Genomic DNA, 19926 nt, shown 5'->3' with positions numbered 1-19926 from the left:
AAGGTGGTTATGGAATTGAATACAGCGATTGCCTTTATATTAATTTTCGGTGCACTCGTATTTTTCCATGAGCTAGGGCATCTATATTTCGCAAAAAGAGCAGGTATTTTGTGCCGCGAGTTTGCGATTGGTTTTGGTCCAAAAATATTCTCATTTGAAAAGAATGAAACGGTGTATACGATTCGATTACTGCCCCTTGGTGGCTATGTAAGAATGGCTGGCGAGGATGCGGACACAGTTGAGTTAAAACCTGGAAAAAAGGTTGGGCTTGTATTAAATGAAAAAGACGAAGTTGTGAAATTAGTTTTTGACGGACATGAAAAATATCCAAATGTTCGTGTCATTGAAGTCGAACAAGCTGATTTAGAGCATAATCTTACAATTTCGGGTTATGAAGAGTACGAGGAAGAGCTGCAAACGTTCCGAGTGAATGAAAAAGCTCGTATCATTTCTGCGGGAGAAGAAATTCAAATCGCTCCGTACAATAGACAATTTGGCTCTAAAAAATTGGGTCAACGCGCTCTAACAATCTTTGCAGGTCCTGCAATGAACTTTATTCTAGCATTTGTTATTTTTGTGATTCTTGGATTTGTACAAGGAGTTCCTGTTGACAAACCGATGGTTGGAAAAGTAATGGGGAATAGTGCTGCAGAACAAGCTGGATTAAAAGAAAACGATACAATTCAAGCAATCAATGGTAAGAACACTAGTACATGGAAAGATGTTGTAACGATTGTACGTGAAAACCCAAATAAAGAAATTACGTTACATGTAAAGCGTGATAGTGAGCAATTTAATGTGAAAGTAACACCAACGCTTGATAAAGAAGGAAAAGACGAAGTTGGTAGAATTGGTGTTTATTCTCCTGTAGAGAAAACAGTGATGGGTTCTATTAAATCAGGATTTGAACAAACATACGAATGGACGAAACTAATTTTTGATTCTCTTGTGAAATTAGTAACGGGTCAATTTTCTATTAATGAGTTGTCAGGTCCAGTAGGAATTTATAATCTAACAGATCAAGTTGTAGATTATGGATTTACGCGTGTACTAAGTTTAGCGGCAGTTTTAAGTATTAACCTTGGTTTATTTAATTTATTACCAGTCCCAGCTTTAGACGGTGGACGTTTGTTCTTCTTCTTAATTGAAGCGTTACGAGGAAAACCAATTGATCGTCAAAAAGAAGGAATGGTTCACTTTATTGGGTTTGCATTATTAATGTTGCTTATGTTAGTTGTAACATGGAATGACATCCGTAAGTTTTTCTTGTAAAATAAGAAGAAGTTTATAATGAAATAGAGCTCGTAGAATAAAATCCCTCACCTAACTCGAGGTGAGGGATTTTATTGCGTGTAAGAGTAAAATGAAGAGGTGCGAATAAATGAAACAAAGTATGGTATTCAGTCCTACATTACGTGAAGTTCCAGCAGATGCTGAAATTAAGAGTCATCAATTATTACTTCGCGCAGGGTTTATGCGTCAAAATGCTTCTGGTATTTATAGTTTTCTACCATTTGGTTTAAAAGTGTTACACAAAGTAGAACGTATTGTTCGTGAAGAAATGGAGCGCGCAGGGGCAGTAGAACTATTAATGCCAGCTATGCAAGCTTCTGAATTATGGCAAGAATCAGGCCGTTGGTATTCTTACGGATCAGAATTAATGCGTATGAAAGATCGTAATGCACGCGAGTTTGCGCTAGGGGCAACTCATGAGGAAGTAATTACAGATCTTGTACGTGATGAAATTAAATCATACAAAAAACTACCATTAACATTATATCAAATTCAAACAAAATTCCGTGATGAGCAAAGACCACGTTTCGGTTTATTACGCGGAAGAGAATTTTTAATGAAAGATGCGTATTCTTTCCATGCAACACAAGAAAGTTTGGATGAAGTATATAGCGGTTTATACAAAGCGTATTCTAATATCTTTGCTCGTTGTGGTTTGAATTTCCGTGCAGTTATCGCTGATTCTGGAGCAATGGGCGGAAAAGATACACACGAATTTATGGTGTTATCTGATGTAGGTGAAGATACAATTGCGTATTCTGATACATCTGATTATGCGGCAAATATTGAAATGGCTCCTGTTGTTGCTACGTATACGAAGAGTGATGAAGCCGAAAAAGAACTTGAAAAAGTAGCAACTCCAGATCAAAAAGCTATTGAAGAAGTATCTGCATTCTTAAATATTGCAGCGGAAAAATGCATTAAATCTATGGTGTTTAAAGTAGATGAGAAATTAGTAGTAGTACTTGTTCGTGGCGATCATGAAGTCAATGATGTAAAAGTGAAGAATGTATACGGAGCTTCAGTCGTTGAGCTTGCTTCACATGAAGAAATAAAAGAGTTATTAAACTGTGAAGTGGGTTCTTTAGGACCGATTGGTGTTACAGGGGATATCGAAATTATCGCTGACCATGCTGTAGCATCAATTGTCAATGGATGTTCAGGAGCGAACGAAGAAGGATTCCATTATGTAAATGTAAATCCAAAACGTGACTTTAAAGTAAGTCAATATACAGATTTACGCTTCATCCAAGAAGGAGACCAATCTCCAGATGGAAATGGAACAATTCTTTTCGCACGTGGAATTGAAGTTGGTCATGTATTCAAATTAGGAACTCGTTATAGTGAAGCAATGAACGCAACGTTCCTAGATGAAAACGGAAAAACAAAACCACTTATTATGGGTTGTTACGGTATCGGTGTATCTCGTACAGTGGCAGCAATTGCAGAGCAGTTTAATGATGAGAACGGTTTAGTTTGGCCAAAAGCTGTTGCACCGTTCCATGTGCATGTAATTCCAGTAAATATGAAATCTGATGCACAACGTGAAATGGGTGGAAATATCTACAACTCATTACAAGAGCAAGGATACGAAGTATTACTAGATGATCGTGCAGAACGTGCAGGTGTTAAATTTGCAGATGCAGATTTATTCGGTCTTCCAGTTCGTGTTACAGTTGGTAAAAAAGCAGATGAAGGTATTGTAGAAGTGAAAGTACGTGCTACAGGCGAGTCTGAAGAAGTGAAAGTAGAAGAACTTCAAACATATATTGCTAATATTTTAAAATAAGAAGAGGTACCTCGTAATGAGGTACCTTCTCTTTCTTTGTAAACGTATTTTGTAAAAGAAGAAGGGAGAAATCTTTCTTTGTAGTACGTTTCAATTTATAATAGCAAATGGAAGGAGAGTGCTTATGTCATTAACAAATGAACAACAAGAGCGATTTCAAATTTTGCTCCAACAGTTGCAAATACCAGAAGACCTTATAAATCAATATTTACATGGCGGTGGAATTGAAAAGCTAGTTATTGATAAAGCGAATAAAAGTTGGCATTTTGACTTACAAGTGCCACGTATTTTGCCGACAGAATTATATGAGTTGCTAGAAACAAAGCTTAAGCAATCATTTTCTCATATTGCAAGAACAACATTTGCATTAGAAACAGAGAATAAACAATTTACAGAAGAAGAAGTGAAGGCATATTGGCCGCTTTGTACAGAACGAATTACATTTTCACCTATGTTCGCGTACTTAAAGAAGCAACTTCCGCAGGTCAATGGCGTGAAGTTGCTAGTAAATGTGAATAATGAGCTGGAATCTACTGCTTTAAAGAAAAACGTTGCGAAACCAGTAGGGGATCAATACGAAGCTTTTGGATTCCCACGTTTTCAGTTAGACACACATATAAAGCAAAATACAGAAGAAATGCAAAAGTTTCGTGAGCAAACACAGGAAGAAGATCGTCAACGAGTTATACAGGCTATGGAAGAGATGGCTAAAAAGCAAGCTGAAGAAAGTGATGTTGTTCATGAAGGACCAGTTGTGCTTGGTTATCTTATTAAGCCAGATGAAGAGATTACGCCGCTGCGTGAAATTCAAGATGAAGAAAGAAGAAAAACGGTTCAAGGGTATGTTTTCCATGTAGAGACGAAAGAACTTCGTAGTGGACGTACGCTATTAACTTTAAAGATAACGGACTATACGAACTCTATTATGATTAAGATGTTCTCACGTGATAAAGAAGACATCCCGATGTTACAATCCTTGAAAAAAGGAACGTGGGTAAAAGCGCGTGGTTCAGTTCAAAATGATACATTCGTGCGTGATTTAGTTATGATCGCAAATGATATAAATGAAATAACGGGGCCTTCTCGTAAAGATAAAGCAAAAGAAGGGGAAAAAAGAGTAGAACTTCATCTTCATACTCCAATGAGTCAAATGGATGCTGTTACTTCTGTTTCTAAGCTCGTTGCCCAAGCAGGAAAATGGGGGCATGAGGCTATTGCAGTTACAGACCATGCTGTTGCACAGTCATTCCCAGAAGCATATTCTGCTGGTAAAAAGGCTGGAGTTAAAGTTCTATATGGTGTAGAAGCAAATTTAGTTAATGATGGTGTGCCGATAGCGTATAACGAAGCACATCGTCTACTTGCAGAAGAAACATATGTTGTCTTTGACGTTGAGACAACAGGGTTATCTGCTGTATATGATACAGTCATTGAGTTAGCTGCTGTAAAGATAAAAGGTGGCGAAATTATTGATCGCTTTGAATCTTTCGCAAATCCTCATCAACCATTATCGGCGACGATTATTGAATTAACAGGTATTACAGATGATATGTTAACTGATGCACCAGAAGTGGACGAAGTGTTTAAAAAGTTTGAGGAATGGATGGGTGACCATACACTTGTTGCTCATAACGCAAGCTTCGATATGGGCTTTATTAACGTAGGTTTTAAAAAGGCTGGGATAGAAAAAACGAAAAATCCAGTTCTTGATACGTTAGAACTTGCACGTTTCTTATTCCCGGAAATGAAAAATCATCGATTAAATACGATGTGTAAAAAGCTTGATATTGAATTAACGCAACATCACCGTGCGATTTATGATACAGAAGCAACGGGATATTTACTTGTGAAGATGTTAAAAGATGTAATTGAAAAGGGATTTGAATATCACGATCAACTAAACGATAGTATGGGACAAGGGGATGCATATAAACGTGGGCGTCCAAGTCATATGACATTACTTGCCACATCAGATGTTGGGTTGAAAAATTTATATAAACTTGTTTCATATTCTCACTTGAATTACTTTTATCGTGTACCACGTGTACCACGATCACTATTAAAAAAATATCGTGAAGGCATTATAGTAGGAACAGCTTGTGACAAAGGTGAAGTGTTTGAAGCTATGATGCAAAAAGCGCCTGAAGAAGTAGAAGAAATTGCGCAGTTCTACGATTATATTGAGGTCATGCCTCCAGAAGTGTTACGTCATTTAGTAGAACGTGAACTCGTTCGAGATGAAGGACAGTTAAAAACAATAATTTCTAACCTAGTAAAACTAGGTGAGACGTTAGATAAGCCAGTTGTTGCTACTGGGAATGTGCATTATTTAGATCCAGAGGACGCGATATATCGGAAAATTTTAGTCAGTTCGCAGGGCGGAGCTAATCCGTTAAATCGCCATTCATTACCGCCTGTACATTTCCGTACAACAAATGAAATGCTAGATTGTTTTTCATTCTTAGGTGAAGACAAAGCAAAAGAAATTGTTGTGACAAATACACACAAGATTGCATCATTAATTGGTGATGTTCATCCAGTAAAAGATGATTTATATACACCGAAAATTGAAGGTGCCGATGATGAAACACGTGATATGAGCTATGTAATGGCACGAAGTATCTATGGAGATGAACTACCGGAAATTGTAGAAGCTCGTTTGGAAAAAGAATTGAAAAGTATTATTGGACATGGATTCGCCGTTATTTATTTAATTTCACATAAGCTTGTGAAAAAATCGTTAGTAGACGGTTATTTAGTAGGTTCGCGTGGATCGGTAGGTTCATCATTTGTTGCAACGATGATGGAAATTACAGAAGTAAATCCATTACCACCACACTATGTATGTCCAAATTGTAAACAATCAGAGTTCTTTAATGACGGTTCTGTAGGTTCTGGTTTTGATTTGCCAGATAAAGAATGCCCAACATGTAATGTTCCATATGTGAAAGATGGGCATGATATTCCTTTCGAAACGTTCCTTGGATTTAAAGGGGATAAGGTGCCGGATATCGATTTGAATTTCTCCGGAGAATACCAACCACGCGCTCATAACTATACGAAATTACTGTTCGGTGAAGATTATGTATACCGCGCAGGAACAATTGGTACGGTTGCGGAAAAAACCGCTTATGGGTATGTGAAAGGTTATGCTAATGATCATAACTTAACAATTCGAAATGCAGAGATTGATCGCTTAGTTGCGGGATGTACAGGTGTAAAGCGTACGACCGGACAGCATCCAGGTGGTATTATCGTTGTACCAGATTACATGGATATTTTTGACTTTTCACCAATTCAGTTTCCGGCTGATTCAATAGGTGCTGAGTGGAGAACAACGCACTTTGACTTCCACTCAATTCATGATAATTTATTGAAACTTGATATATTAGGACACGATGATCCGACTGTTATTCGTATGCTTCAAGATTTAAGTGGTATTGACCCGAAAACAATCCCAACGGATGATCCAGAAGTAATGAAGATTTTCTCTGGTCCAGAATCTTTAGGGGTAACGGAAGAACAAATTAACTGTAAAACAGGTACACTTGGTATACCAGAGTTTGGTACGAAATTCGTAAGACAAATGTTAGAAGAAACGAAACCAACGACGTTTTCAGAGCTTGTCCAAATTTCTGGACTGTCCCATGGTACAGATGTATGGTTAGGTAATGCGAATGAATTAATTTATAACGGTACGTGTACACTGAGTGAAGTTATCGGTTGTCGTGATGACATCATGGTATATTTAATTTATCAAGGCTTGGATCCATCATTAGCCTTCAAAATCATGGAGTCGGTGCGTAAAGGTAAAGGTGTACCAGAAGAATGGGAAGAGGAAATGAGAAATAACAATGTACCAGGTTGGTATATTGATTCATGTAAGAAGATTAAGTACATGTTCCCTAAAGCCCATGCGGCTGCTTACGTACTTATGGCTGTACGTATCGCATACTTTAAAGTACATTTCGCACTTTTATTCTATGCGGCATATTTTACAGTTCGTGCAGATGACTTTGATGTAGAGGCGATGGCGAAAGGTTCAGCATCCATACGTGTAAAAATTGATGAAATTGCACAAAAGGGATTGGATGCAGCACCGAAAGAGAAGAGTTTATTAACGGTACTAGAAATGACACTTGAAATGTGTGAGCGTGGTTATTCATTCCAAAAGGTTGATTTATACCGCTCGCATGCAACCGAATTTATAATTGATGGGGATACTTTAATTCCTCCATTTAATGCAGTGCCTGGTCTTGGTACAAACGCAGCTTTCAGTATTGTTGAAGCTCGTAAAAATGGTGATTTCTTATCAAAGGAAGACTTACAGCAGCGCAGTAAGGTTTCTAAAACGATTATTGAGTATTTAGATGGTCAAGGTTGTCTAGGAGATTTACCGGATCAAAACCAATTGTCACTGTTCTAATAGGTAGGAAAAGTCTTTGCAAATCAATATTTGCTATGGTATACTATAAACCGAGATAACCATGTCATGTATATTTTGTGAAAAAGAGAGTGGGGAAACCCACTCTTTCGTGTTACTATCTACATTTTGTCTATGTAGATAGTAAAGATATTTCTGTCGTATATACATATTTTGTTACAAGTTTTACTTCTTAAATTTGGTAATACTAGGACAGATATTCCCTGCTTAACGGCAGGGGCTTTTGTTAGCTAACGAGAAAGAATAAGATAGACCGTCTTTATGAACGGGATCTTTTCTTGTAAATGGTACATGGCGGCAGGAAGGAGGCTGTTTATGGATAAGAAAGTCACAGAAGTTGTAGAAGCATTTGCGCAGCCAATCGTTGAAGAGTTAAATCTTGAACTTGTAGATGTAGAGTATGTGCAAGAAGGACAAGACTGGTTCTTACGCGTATTCATCGATTCTGAAAAGGGAGTCGACATTGAAGAATGCGGTGCGGTAAGTGAACGTTTAAGCGAAGCTTTAGATAAAGAGGATCCAATTCCTCATCTTTACTTTTTGGATGTATCATCTCCTGGAGCGGAACGCCCATTAAAGAAAGAGAAAGACTTCCAGCAAGCGGTAGGAAAACAAGTGGCAATTAAAACATATGAGCCGATTGATGGTGAGAAGATGTTTGAAGGAAAGCTACTTTCCTACGACGGTACTACAATTACACTACTATTAACAATTAAAACACGTAAAAAAGAAATCCAAATTCCAATGGATAAAGTTGCAAATGCGCGACTTGCTGTTACGTTTTAGTAAGAAGGGGGATCTTCATGAGCACTGAGTTGTTAGATGCTTTGCTCGTATTAGAGTCAGAAAAAGGTATTAGTAAAGATATTATTATTGATGCGATTGAAGCAGCATTAATCTCTGCTTATAAACGCAATTTCAACCAAGCACAAAACGTTCGTGTGAGCTTTAACCCAGAAGTGGGAACAATTCAAGTTTTAGCACGTAAGGACGTTGTGGATAATGTATTTGATCCACGTCTTGAAATCTCTGTAGAAGAGGCAAGACAAATTAATCCAAACTACCAAGATGGCGATGTACTAGAAATTGAAGTAACGCCAAAAGATTTTGGTCGTATTGCAGCGCAAACTGCAAAACAAGTTGTAACACAGCGAGTTCGTGAGGCGGAACGTGGTGTTATTTATTCAGAATTTAGTGATCGTGAAGAAGACATTATGGTTGGTATTGTACAGCGCCAAGATGCTCGTTTCATCTATGTAAGCTTAGGTAAAGTAGAAGCTTTATTACCTGTAAGTGAGCAAATGCCAAATGAGCAATATAAACCACATGATCGTATTCGCGTATTTATTACAAAAGTAGAAAAGACAACAAAAGGACCACAAATTTACGTATCACGTACACATCCTGGTCTTTTAAAACGTTTATTCGAAATGGAAGTTCCAGAAATTTATGATGGAACTGTAGAAATTCGCTCTGTAGCACGTGAAGCAGGCGACCGTTCTAAAATTTCTGTATATGCAGAGAATATCGATGTTGATCCAGTAGGTTCTTGTGTAGGACCAAAAGGACAACGTGTACAACGCGTTGTAGATGAACTAAAAGGTGAAAAGATTGACATCGTTCGCTGGTCGAATGACCCAGTTGAATATGTTGCAAATGCTTTAAGTCCATCACAGGTTGTTAAAGTACTTGTAGATGAAGCAGAGAAAGCAACAACTGTTGTTGTTCCAGACCACCAGCTTTCATTAGCGATTGGTAAGCGTGGACAAAATGCGCGTCTTGCAGCTAAATTAACAGGCTGGAAAATTGATATTAAAAGTGAGTCTGATGCGAAACAACTTGGTATTGTGACAGAAGAAGATAACGTAATCGCATTCGGATTCGATTCAGCTGAAGACGAAATCGAATAGAGGTGATGAGTATGAGCAATCGAAAAGTTCCGTTACGAAAATGTATTGCGACGCAAGAGATGAAATCAAAACGAGAGCTAGTTCGCATTGTTCGTTCCAAAGAGGGCGAAGTGTCTATTGATTTATCAGGAAAAAAATCAGGACGAGGTGCATATTTATCAAAAGATAAAGAAAGCATTATTCAAGCTCAAAAGAAAAACATTTTGGAACATCATCTAAAAGCGAAAATCGACAGTTCTCTGTACGAAGAGCTTCTTGAGCTTGTTGAGAAGGAGTCGAAATAAGTGTCTGATTGGAAATCATTTTTAGGACTAGCAAACCGCGCTCGAAAAATTATTTCGGGTGAAGAACTCGTTTTAAAAGAAGTACGAAGTGGCAAAGCAAAGCTAGTATTGCTTTCTGAAGATGCGTCAGCGAACACTACAAAACGCATCATTGATAAAACCACGTACTACAACATACCAATGAGAAAAGTCGAAAATCGACAACAATTAGGGCATGCGATTGGGAGAGACGAGCGAGTCGTCGTAGCTGTGTTAGATGAAGGCTTTGCGAAAAAGCTACGTAGCATGCTCGATACAAATTACCGGGGGTGAAGGTATGAGTAAAATTCGAGTACATGAATATGCAAAAAAAAATAATATCTCAAGTAAAGATCTTATGACAAAACTAAAAGAGATGAATATCGAGGTTTCGAATCATATGACAATGTTAGAAGATGAAGTAGTAAACAAATTAGATAATCAATATAACACTGGAGCAGAAAAACCTTCTGTTGCAGATGAGTTTGAAGTAGAAGAGAAAGTTGTTCGCAGTAAAAAGAACAGCAATAAGAATAAGAAAAAAGGCAAAGCAAATGAAGACAAACGTCAAGATAACTTTGCTGGAAGACAACAAACACAAATAGTAGAAACGCCAGATAAAATCACTTTCTCTGGAAGCCTTACAGTAGGTGACCTTGCTAAAAAGTTAAGCAAAGAGCCATCTGAAATTATTAAAAAGCTCTTCATGCTAGGAATTATGGCAACAATTAACCAAGACTTAGATAAAGATACAATTGAGTTAATTGCAACTGATTACGGTATTGAAGTAGAAGAAGAAGTAGTTGTAAGTGAAACTGAATTTGAAACATTCATCGATGAGCAAGATGATGAAGAAAACTTAAAAGAACGTCCAGCTGTTGTTACAATTATGGGACACGTTGACCATGGTAAAACAACATTGCTTGACTCTATCCGTAATTCAAAAGTAACTGCTGGCGAAGCTGGTGGAATTACTCAGCATATCGGTGCATACCAAGTTGATGTAAATGATAAGAAAATTACGTTCTTAGATACACCAGGTCACGCGGCATTTACAACAATGCGTGCTCGTGGTGCACAAGTAACAGATATTACAATTCTTGTTGTTGCAGCTGATGACGGTGTTATGCCACAAACAGTTGAAGCGATTAGCCATGCGAAAGCAGCTGGAGTACCAATTATTGTTGCTGTGAATAAAATGGATAAACCAGCGGCAAATCCTGATCGTGTAATGCAAGAATTAACAGAATATGAATTAGTTCCAGAAGCTTGGGGCGGAGACACGATTTTCGTACCAATTTCTGCGATTCAAGGCGAGGGAATTGACAACTTACTAGAAATGATCCTTCTTGTGAGTGAAGTAGAAGAATATAAAGCAAATCCAAATCGCTATGCAGCTGGTACTGTAATTGAAGCACAGCTTGATAAAGGTAAAGGAACTATCGCGACATTACTTGTTCAAAACGGTACACTTCGAGTTGGAGATCCAATTGTTGTTGGAACATCATTCGGTCGTGTTCGTGCAATGGTAAGTGATATTGGTCGTCGTGTAAAAGTTGCTGGTCCATCAACTCCTGTTGAAATTACAGGTTTAAATGAAGTGCCACAAGCGGGAGATCGTTTCATGGCATTCGCTGATGAGAAGAAAGCTCGTCAAATCGGTGAATCACGTGCACAAGAAGCGTTAGTTGCACAACGTGGTGAGAAATCTAAATTCAGCCTGGAAGATTTATTCCAACAAATCCAAGAGGGCGATGTAAAAGAAATTAACTTAATTGTGAAAGCAGACGTACAAGGTTCTGTAGAAGCAATGGCAGCATCACTTCGTAAAATTGATGTTGAAGGCGTAAAAGTGAAAATTATCCATACAGGCGTAGGTGCGATTACAGAATCTGATGTTATTTTAGCTTCTGCATCTAATGCAATTGTAATTGGATTTAACGTACGCCCTGATGTAAATGCGAAGCGTACAGCTGAATTAGAGAAAGTTGATGTTCGTTTACACCGTATTATCTATAAAGTAATCGAAGAAATTGAATCAGCAATGCAAGGTATGCTGGATCCAGAATTCGAAGAAAAAGTAATCGGTCAAGCGGAAGTTCGTCAAACATTCAAAGTAACAAAAGTTGGAACAATCGCAGGTTGTTACGTAATAGACGGTAAAATCACACGTGATAGTGGCGTTCGTATTATCCGTGATGGCGTAGTAGTCTTCGAAGGAAAACTTGATACGTTAAAACGTTTCAAAGACGACGTAAAAGAAGTTGCACAAAACTATGAGTGTGGTATTACAATTGAGAGATATAATGATCTTAAAGAAGGGGACATCATTGAAGCATACGTTATGGAAGAAGTGAAGCGATGATTATCGCTTCACTCTCATTCGAGTGTATGATTTACGATGTGCATTCTTTAAAAGAGAAACGAGCAATTTTGCAACGTGTGTTAACTCGTGTGAAACAGCGCTATAATGTAGCTGTTTCTGAAGTTGGGCATCAAGATGTATGGCAACGTACAGAAATTGCAATTGTTTCCGTATCCTCAAATCGTGTTGTCTGTGAAAAAGAAATGAATCGTGTACTTGAGTATATCGATTCATTTCCTGAAATTGAACGTACGATAACACATTTGGAATGGTATTGAATGAGGTGAAGAGTTATGAAATTACGTGCGAACCGTGTGGGCGAGCAAATGAAAAAAGAATTAGGCGACATTATCAGTCGTAAAATTAAAGACCCACGTATTGGATTTGTTACAGTAACAGATGTACAAGTAAGTGGAGATTTACAAATTGCTAAAGTATATATTTCTGTTTTAGGTGACGAAGAACAGAAAGAAAATACATTAAAAGGTTTAGCGAAGGCAAAAGGCTTTATTCGTTCAGAAATTGGCCAACGTATTCGTCTTCGTAAAACACCGGAAATTTCCTTCGAGTTTGATGAGTCTATCGGATATGGTCATCGAATTGATACACTTTTACATCAAATTAATAAAGACGGTAAACGTGAAGAATAATGGATAGACATTTGTCTATCCATTTTTTCCATGTAAAATAAGTTTTGCATAATTGCAATTACTACAAAAGAATAACGATGAGGTGAATATATGGAAGGTGTAGTATTATTACATAAGCCAAAGGGAATGACATCACATGATTGTGTGTTCAAATTAAGAAAGATATTGCGTGAGAAACGAATTGGTCATACAGGGACACTGGATCCAGATGTAACAGGAGTATTACCTATTTGCGTTGGGCGTGCAACAAAAATCGCGCAATTTTTGACAAGTGAAACAAAAACATACGAAGGTGAAGTGACATTAGGATTTTCAACAACAACAGAAGATGCTTCTGGTGAAGTTGTGGAGAAACAAGATGTAAATCGTGTCATTACACGTAAAGAAGTAGAAGAGGTACTAGCGGAACTAACAGGGACAATTGAACAAATGCCACCGATGTTCTCAGCTGTAAAAGTTAACGGAAAAAAACTATACGAATATGCAAGGGCAGGACAAGAAGTTGAACGTCCAGTTCGTACAATTACAATTCATGAATTTGTATTACTTGATGAACGTGAAGTTTTTGAAGGAGAAAACATTTCATTTCGTTTCCGTGTAACGTGTAGTAAAGGAACATATGTAAGAACACTAGCAGTAATGATTGGTGAAAAACTTGGATTTCCATCACATATGTCTCACCTTGTAAGAACAGCATCTGGTGAATTTTTACTAGAAGATTGCATATCATTTGAAGAAATTGAAGAAAGCGTGCAAAATGGAACAGTAGAGTCTATTTTCATCTCAATCGATGAGGCGCTAAGTAAGTTTCCAAAAATGGTTGTAGATGAAAAGCAAGCTGAAAAAATAAAGAATGGCATGTTCTTAAAGAATGAATTAGAAACAACAGCACCATTTATTACAGTATTTGATAAAAATGATAGTTGCTTAGCAATTTATGAGCATCACCCAAAACACCCTGGCATGCTAAAGCCAATGAAAGTACTTGTGAATAATCAAGAACTAAAGCTATAATGAATTATTGGAAGGATTATTACAGAAAAAGGTGAATTCAAGCGTGAAACTTATTCATTTAACTCATCCACATGAACAAAATAAAATAGAATTACCACCTACTGTAATGGCATTAGGATATTTTGATGGCATTCATTTAGGACATCAACGTGTGATTCGAACAGCGAAAAAAATAGCGGATGAAAGAGGATGTAAAAGTGCTGTCATGACGTTCCATCCACACCCATCTGTTGTATTAGGGAAAAAAGAAGCGCATGTGGAGTATATTACACCGATGCGTCTTAAAGAAGAAATCATCGCAAGTTTAGGAATTGATATCTTATATGTGGTGAAATTCGATGAGCCATTTGCTGGATTATTGCCACAACAGTTTGTCGATGAGTATATTATTGGTTTAAATGTAAAGCATGTAGTAGCAGGCTTTGATTATTCATATGGACGTTTAGGAAAAGGGAAGATGGAGACTTTACCATTTCATGCAAGAGGGGAGTTTACACAAACCGTGATCGAAAAAGTTGAATATCAAGAAGAAAAAGTAAGTTCTACTTCATTACGAAAGTTAATTCGAAACGGTGAAATGGAACAAATTCCATCTATTTTAGGGAGAGCTTACACGGTAGAAGGAACAGTTGTACACGGTGATAAGCGTGGACGTCAAATTGGTTTTCCAACTGCAAATATAGGTTTAAGTGATGAATATCTGTTGCCACCTGTAGGTGTATATGCGGTAAGGTTGAAGGTCCATGATGAATGGCATGATGGTGTATGTAATATCGGATATAAACCAACTTTCAAAGAGAATGAGCGTCAATTATCTATTGAAGTGCATCTATTTGAATTTAATAAAGACATATACGATCAATGTGTTACAGTGGAGTGGCACATGCGTATAAGAGAAGAAAAAAAGTTTAATGGAATTGATGAGTTAGTTGCGCAAATCGCTCAAGATAAAAAGGTTGCCCAAGAATATTTTACGAGCGTAAAGAATATACTTGCTTTTTCAAATGAAAAGTAGTATTCTATGTTATGTACTTTATGACAACCATTACTTGGCATTGCGACTCACCGATGCTTGCTAGGTAACTGGGGGTTTAATTATTAGGAGGTGAAATAGGATGGCTTTAACACAAGAGCGTAAAAATGAAATCATTGCACAATTTAGAACTCATGAGACTGATACTGGTTCTCCAGAGGTTCAAATTGCTGTCCTAACGGAGCAAATTAACACTCTAAACGAGCACTTACGTACTCACAAGAAGGATCATCATTCACGTCGTGGTCTATTAAAGATGGTTGGTAAACGTCGTAACTTACTTACTTACCTTCGTAATAGCGATATCACACGTTACCGTGAATTAATCACAAAGCTTGGCTTACGTCGATAGTCAAAGAAGCGGGAATATTCCCGCTTTTTTGTTAGGTAAAAATATATCTTCTACTCTTTATAGCTTACTTAATTTTCGGCAATACTAGAGGAAAGAATATTGTGATATACTATCCATTTACATAGAAGAATTGAATATTTTAAATTGAGAGGGGTACTTAAATGAGTCAGGAAAAGCAAGTCTTCTCGATAGATTTAGCTGGTCGTCAGCTAACAATTGAAACAAGTCAGCTTGCAAAACAAGCAAACGGAGCAGTATTAGTAAGATATGGCGACACAGCAGTTCTATCTACAGCAACTGCATCAAAAGAGCCAAAAAATGTAGATTTCTTCCCGCTTACAGTAAACTATGAAGAGCGTTTATATGCAGTCGGAAAAATCCCAGGCGGTTTTATTAAGCGCGAAGGCCGTCCAAGTGAAAAAGCAATTTTAGCAAGTCGTTTAATTGACCGTCCAATCCGTCCACTTTTCGCAGATGGTTTCCGTAATGAAGTACAAGTTGTCAGCATCGTCATGAGTGTTGATCAAGACTGTTCTTCTGAGATGGCAGCTATGCTTGGTTCTTCATTAGCATTATCTATTTCAGATATTCCATTTGAAGGTCCAATCGCAGGTGCGACAGTTGGCCGTATTAATGGCGAGTTCGTTATTAATCCAACAGTAGAACAGCAAGAACAAAGTGATATGCACCTTGTTGTAGCTGGTACGAAAGATGCAATTAACATGGTTGAAGCAGGAGCGGATCAAGTACCTGAAGAAACAATGTTAGAAGCAATTATGTTCGGACACGATGAAATTAAACGTCTAATTGCATTCCAAGAAGAGATTGTACAAGCTGTCGGTAAAGAGAAAACAGCAGTGAAACTTTATGAAGTGGATGCTGATTTGAACCAAGCTGTACGTGAAATGGCTGAGACAGATATGCATTCTGCAATTCAAGTGCACGAAAAACATGCACGTGAAGATGCAATTAGCGTAGTGAAAAAGCGTGTAATTGAGCATTACGAAGCTGAGGAAGCTGATGCTGATACATTAGGACAAGTAAGTGAGATTTTATATAAAATTGTAAAAGAAGAAGTACGTCGTCTTATTACAGTTGAAAAAATCCGCCCAGATGGTCGTAAAGGTGACGAAATTCGTCCTTTAGCATCAGAGGTTGGCATTTTATCTCGTACACATGGTTCTGGTCTATTCACACGTGGACAAACGCAAGCATTAAGTATTTGTACATTAGGTGCATTAGGCGATGTGCAAATTTTAGATGGTCTAGGTGTAGAAGAGTCAAAACGCTTTATGCACCATTATAATTTCCCTTCATTTAGTGTTGGTGAAACAAGACCAATGCGTGGACCAGGTCGTCGTGAAATTGGTCACGGTGCACTAGGAGAACGTGCTCTTGAACCTGTACTTCCATCTGAAAAGGATTTCCCATATACAGTTCGTCTTGTATCTGAAGTATTAGAATCAAATGGTTCAACTTCACAAGCGAGTATTTGCGGTAGTACATTAGCGATGATGGATGCGGGTGTACCACTTAAAGCGCCAGTTGCTGGTATTGCAATGGGTCTAGTGAAATCTGGTGAGCATTACACAATTTTAACAGATATTCAAGGAATGGAAGATCATTTAGGTGATATGGACTTTAAAGTAGCAGGTACTGCAAAAGGTGTAACTGCACTACAAATGGACATTAAAATCGATGGTTTATCTCGTGAGATTTTAGAAGAAGCATTACAACAAGCGAAAGTTGGTCGTATGCACATTCTAGATCACATGTTATCTGTTATCGCTGAACCTCGCATTGAGTTATCTGCGTATGCTCCGAAGATTATTACAATGGCAATTAACCCAGATAAAATTCGTGATGTTATTGGACCAAGTGGTAAACAGATTAATAAAATCATTGAAGAAACTGGCGTTAAAATTGACATCGAGCAAGATGGTACAGTATTCATTTCATCAATTAATCAAGAGATGAATGAAAAAGCGAAGAAAATTATCGAAGATATCGTTCGTGAAGTACAAGTAGGCGAAATCTACTTAGGAAAAGTTAAACGTGTTGAAAAATTCGGTGCGTTCGTTGAATTATTTAGCGGTAAAGATGGACTTGTTCACATCTCTGAACTTGCACTTGAGCGTGTAGGTAAGGTAGAAGACGTTGTGAAAATCGGTGATGAGATTTCAGTTAAAGTTATCGAGATTGACAAACAAGGTCGTGTAAACTTATCTAGAAAAGTATTGCTAAAAGAAGAGCAAGAAAAAGAAACTGCTAAAGAAGAAGCAGCTAAAGAAGAAAACGCACAAGAGCAACAATAAGTGAAAGCCAGTTTAGCTGGCTTTTTTTTGTTATGTAAAAAATGTGATTCATTTAGATTTTTATGTGAGTATAGGTATAGTTTTCATCATAACGCTCAAATTAACAAAGATAAGAAGAAAATGGTTTCTTTTTTTATAGTTAATGGGAGGGTTTATATGAAAGCTCGTATATTAGCGTACATATTTATATTTTCTTTATATGTGGGTTTTGGCTCTTATTCCGTTTTTGCGCAGGATAACTTGCATGAAGAGATTCAAAAACATGTAAAACAGTACGAGATTATGCCGCAAAATGCGATGATTGATAAGATTTGGAAGGCGACGCCTGGGTATAATGGAAAACAAGTGGATATAGAAGCGTCCTATAATAATATGAAGAAAATCAAGAAGTTTGATCAAAAACAACTTGAATTTAAGGAAGTATCACCGAGTGTTCACTTAGAAGATTTACCACCAGCTCCCATTTATCGAGGACATCCAAATAAAAAAATGGTGGGATTAACAATTAATGTGGCCTGGGGTAATGAGTATTTGCCACGTATATTAGAGGTATTGAAAAAACATGATGTGAAGGCGACTTTCTTTTTAGAAGGACGCTGGGTGAAAGAAAATTTACGATTTGCCAAAATGATTGTCGATGCAAATCAAGAAGTAGGAAATCATTCTTACACACACCCTGATATGAAAACGCTGTCTACAGATGAAATACGAGATCAATTACAAAAAACGAATCGAATGATAGAAGCAGCTACAAATCAGAAAGTGAGATGGTTTGCTCCGCCAAGCGGAAGCTTTCGGGATGAGGTAGTAAAAATAGCGGATGATTTCCAAATGGGGACGATTATGTGGACTGTAGATACAATTGATTGGAAGCGGCCAGAACCGGGTGTGTTATTGCAGAGAGTAATGCGAAAAATACATCCAGGTGCTATTGTGCTAATGCATCCTACTTCATCTACAACAGAAGCGCTAGATACTATGATTAAAAATTTAAAGGAACAAGGATATAAAGTGGGGAATATTACAGAATTACTAGATGAAAAACGTGTGGATTAAATACATTTGCATGACATTCATCTCTAAACTTGTTATCATTAAATAATAGCAATTATTTAGAGAAACTGGCATTAGGAGGAAAGTTTTTGATTAAAAAATATACTTGTAAAAATGGTGTAAGAATTGTTATGGAGAATATACCAACTGTACGCTCGGTTGCGATTGGTATATGGATCCACGCAGGTTCAAGAAATGAAAATGAAAAAAATAATGGGGTTTCACACTTTTTGGAACATATGTTCTTTAAAGGGACAGAAACGCGAAGTGCAAGAGAGATTGCAGAATCATTTGATAGCATTGGTGGACAAGTAAATGCTTTTACTTCAAAAGAATATACATGTTACTATGCGAAAGTGCTAGATGAGCATGCTAAATACGCGTTAGATGTTTTAGCAGATATGTTCTTTCATTCAACATTTGATGAGGAAGAACTGAAAAAAGAGAAGAATGTTGTATGTGAAGAAATAAAAATGTACGAAGATGCGCCAGATGATATTGTGCATGATATGTTAACGAAAGCAACATATGAAACGCATCCGCTTGGATATCCTATTTTAGGAACAGAAGAAACGCTTGAAACATTTACAGGTGATACGTTACGTCAATACATGAAAGATCATTACACACCTGAAAATGTTGTTGTATCAATTGCAGGAAATATTGATGAAGCATTTTTACAAACTGTAGAGCAATATTTCGGTAATTACGAAGGAACAACAAATCGTGAACAAGTACATAGCCCAATCTTCCATTTCAATAAAGTAGCGCGTAAGAAAGAAACAGAACAAGCTCATTTATGTTTAGGATATAAAGGCTTGCAAATGGGCCACGAAGATATTTATAACTTAATTGTATTAAATAATGTTTTAGGCGGTAGTATGAGTAGCCGTTTATTCCAAGAAGTACGTGAGCAACGTGGATTGGCGTACTCAGTATTCTCTTATCACTCTTCTTATGAAGATACAGGAATGTTAACACTTTACGGTGGAACAGGTAGCAAACAATTAGATACACTGTATGAAACAATGCAAGAAACGTTAAATACGTTGAAAAATACAGGTATTACAGAAAAAGAGCTTGTTAACAGTAAAGAACAATTAAAAGGAAACTTAATGTTAAGTTTAGAAAGTACGAATAGTCGTATGAGCCGTAATGGTAAAAACGAATTGCTTCTTCGTAAACATCGTTCTCTTGATGAGATTATTGAAAGTGTAAACACTGTAACAAAGCAAAATGTAGACGAGTTAATTCGCAATATGTTTACCGATGAATTCTCTGCGGCACTTATTAGTCCAGATGGAAAACTGCCAAAAGGAATGAAACTTTAATCAATTTTGTAATTCATTCGCTTTCGGAAATAACCGTATCTCTTTTATATGAGATACGGTTATTTTTTTTATATA

Annotated in this window: 16 protein-coding genes; all 16 read left to right on the top strand. The window is 37.2% G+C overall.

From position 1 onward, the window contains the following. The first annotated feature begins 15 nt into the window (after positions 1 to 15). The 16 genes from rseP (at position 16) to MHI07_RS17675 (ending at position 19851) form a co-directional block, all read left to right on the top strand. Entirely contained in the window at positions 16 to 1272 is a 1257-nt protein-coding gene (rseP, locus tag MHI07_RS17750; RefSeq protein ID WP_002160740.1) for an RIP metalloprotease RseP, read from the top strand. 109 nt (positions 1273 to 1381) lie between these two features. Then, positions 1382 to 3082 carry a proline--tRNA ligase gene (locus MHI07_RS17745; protein ID WP_340825479.1) on the top strand — a complete coding sequence of 567 codons (1701 nt, stop codon included), beginning with the start codon at positions 1382 to 1384 and terminating at the stop codon, positions 3080 to 3082. A gap of 124 nt (positions 3083 to 3206) precedes the next feature. Further along, positions 3207 to 7508, top strand: a complete 4302-nt coding sequence (locus tag MHI07_RS17740; RefSeq protein WP_016105999.1) for a PolC-type DNA polymerase III — start codon at positions 3207 to 3209, stop codon at positions 7506 to 7508. A gap of 333 nt (positions 7509 to 7841) precedes the next feature. Beyond that, the gene (gene rimP / locus MHI07_RS17735; RefSeq protein WP_000359098.1) at positions 7842 to 8312 is read left to right on the top strand and encodes a ribosome maturation factor RimP; all 471 of its coding nucleotides are present in this window, start codon (positions 7842 to 7844) and stop codon (positions 8310 to 8312) included. A 17-nt stretch (positions 8313 to 8329) separates the two neighbouring features. Then, positions 8330 to 9436: a transcription termination factor NusA gene (nusA, locus tag MHI07_RS17730; protein ID WP_002111366.1), complete on the top strand. Its 1107-nt coding sequence runs from the start codon at positions 8330 to 8332 to the stop codon at positions 9434 to 9436. Positions 9437 to 9447: 11 nt separating this feature from the next. Further along, positions 9448 to 9720: an RNase P modulator RnpM gene (gene rnpM, locus MHI07_RS17725; protein WP_002088161.1), complete on the top strand. Its 273-nt coding sequence runs from the start codon at positions 9448 to 9450 to the stop codon at positions 9718 to 9720. Next, positions 9721 to 10032: a YlxQ family RNA-binding protein gene (locus MHI07_RS17720; RefSeq protein ID WP_001286519.1), complete on the top strand. Its 312-nt coding sequence runs from the start codon at positions 9721 to 9723 to the stop codon at positions 10030 to 10032. A 4-nt stretch (positions 10033 to 10036) separates the two neighbouring features. Next, positions 10037 to 12103, top strand: a complete 2067-nt coding sequence (gene infB, locus MHI07_RS17715; RefSeq protein ID WP_002111364.1) for a translation initiation factor IF-2 — start codon at positions 10037 to 10039, stop codon at positions 12101 to 12103. After that, positions 12100 to 12381, top strand: coding sequence for a DUF503 domain-containing protein (locus MHI07_RS17710; protein WP_002088157.1), 282 nt, complete (start codon positions 12100 to 12102; stop codon positions 12379 to 12381). Before infB ends, MHI07_RS17710 begins: the two co-directional genes overlap by 4 nt. Before the next feature lie 15 nt (positions 12382 to 12396). After that, positions 12397 to 12753 carry a 30S ribosome-binding factor RbfA gene (rbfA, locus tag MHI07_RS17705; protein WP_002146104.1) on the top strand — a complete coding sequence of 119 codons (357 nt, stop codon included), beginning with the start codon at positions 12397 to 12399 and terminating at the stop codon, positions 12751 to 12753. A gap of 90 nt (positions 12754 to 12843) precedes the next feature. Then, the gene (truB, locus tag MHI07_RS17700) at positions 12844 to 13767 is read left to right on the top strand and encodes a tRNA pseudouridine(55) synthase TruB (RefSeq protein ID WP_002160743.1); all 924 of its coding nucleotides are present in this window, start codon (positions 12844 to 12846) and stop codon (positions 13765 to 13767) included. 43 nt (positions 13768 to 13810) lie between these two features. Beyond that, the gene (gene ribF, locus MHI07_RS17695; RefSeq protein ID WP_002160744.1) at positions 13811 to 14782 is read left to right on the top strand and encodes a bifunctional riboflavin kinase/FAD synthetase; all 972 of its coding nucleotides are present in this window, start codon (positions 13811 to 13813) and stop codon (positions 14780 to 14782) included. A 100-nt stretch (positions 14783 to 14882) separates the two neighbouring features. Then, a complete protein-coding gene (rpsO, locus tag MHI07_RS17690) occupies positions 14883 to 15152 on the top strand; it encodes a 30S ribosomal protein S15 (protein WP_001229392.1) in 270 nt (89 codons plus the stop codon). A gap of 161 nt (positions 15153 to 15313) precedes the next feature. Further along, the gene (gene pnp, locus MHI07_RS17685) at positions 15314 to 17467 is read left to right on the top strand and encodes a polyribonucleotide nucleotidyltransferase (RefSeq protein WP_340825473.1); all 2154 of its coding nucleotides are present in this window, start codon (positions 15314 to 15316) and stop codon (positions 17465 to 17467) included. 156 nt (positions 17468 to 17623) lie between these two features. Beyond that, positions 17624 to 18523: a polysaccharide deacetylase family protein gene (locus tag MHI07_RS17680; protein ID WP_002111361.1), complete on the top strand. Its 900-nt coding sequence runs from the start codon at positions 17624 to 17626 to the stop codon at positions 18521 to 18523. 86 nt (positions 18524 to 18609) lie between these two features. Further along, positions 18610 to 19851 carry a M16 family metallopeptidase gene (locus MHI07_RS17675; RefSeq protein ID WP_002160747.1) on the top strand — a complete coding sequence of 414 codons (1242 nt, stop codon included), beginning with the start codon at positions 18610 to 18612 and terminating at the stop codon, positions 19849 to 19851. Positions 19852 to 19926: the final 75 nt, after the last annotated feature.

It is taken from the genome of Bacillus sp. FSL H8-0545 (genome assembly GCF_038006105.1).
Taxonomy (GTDB): domain Bacteria; phylum Bacillota; class Bacilli; order Bacillales; family Bacillaceae_G; genus Bacillus_A; species Bacillus_A cereus_U.
This window is presented reverse-complemented; position numbering and strand designations above follow the sequence as displayed.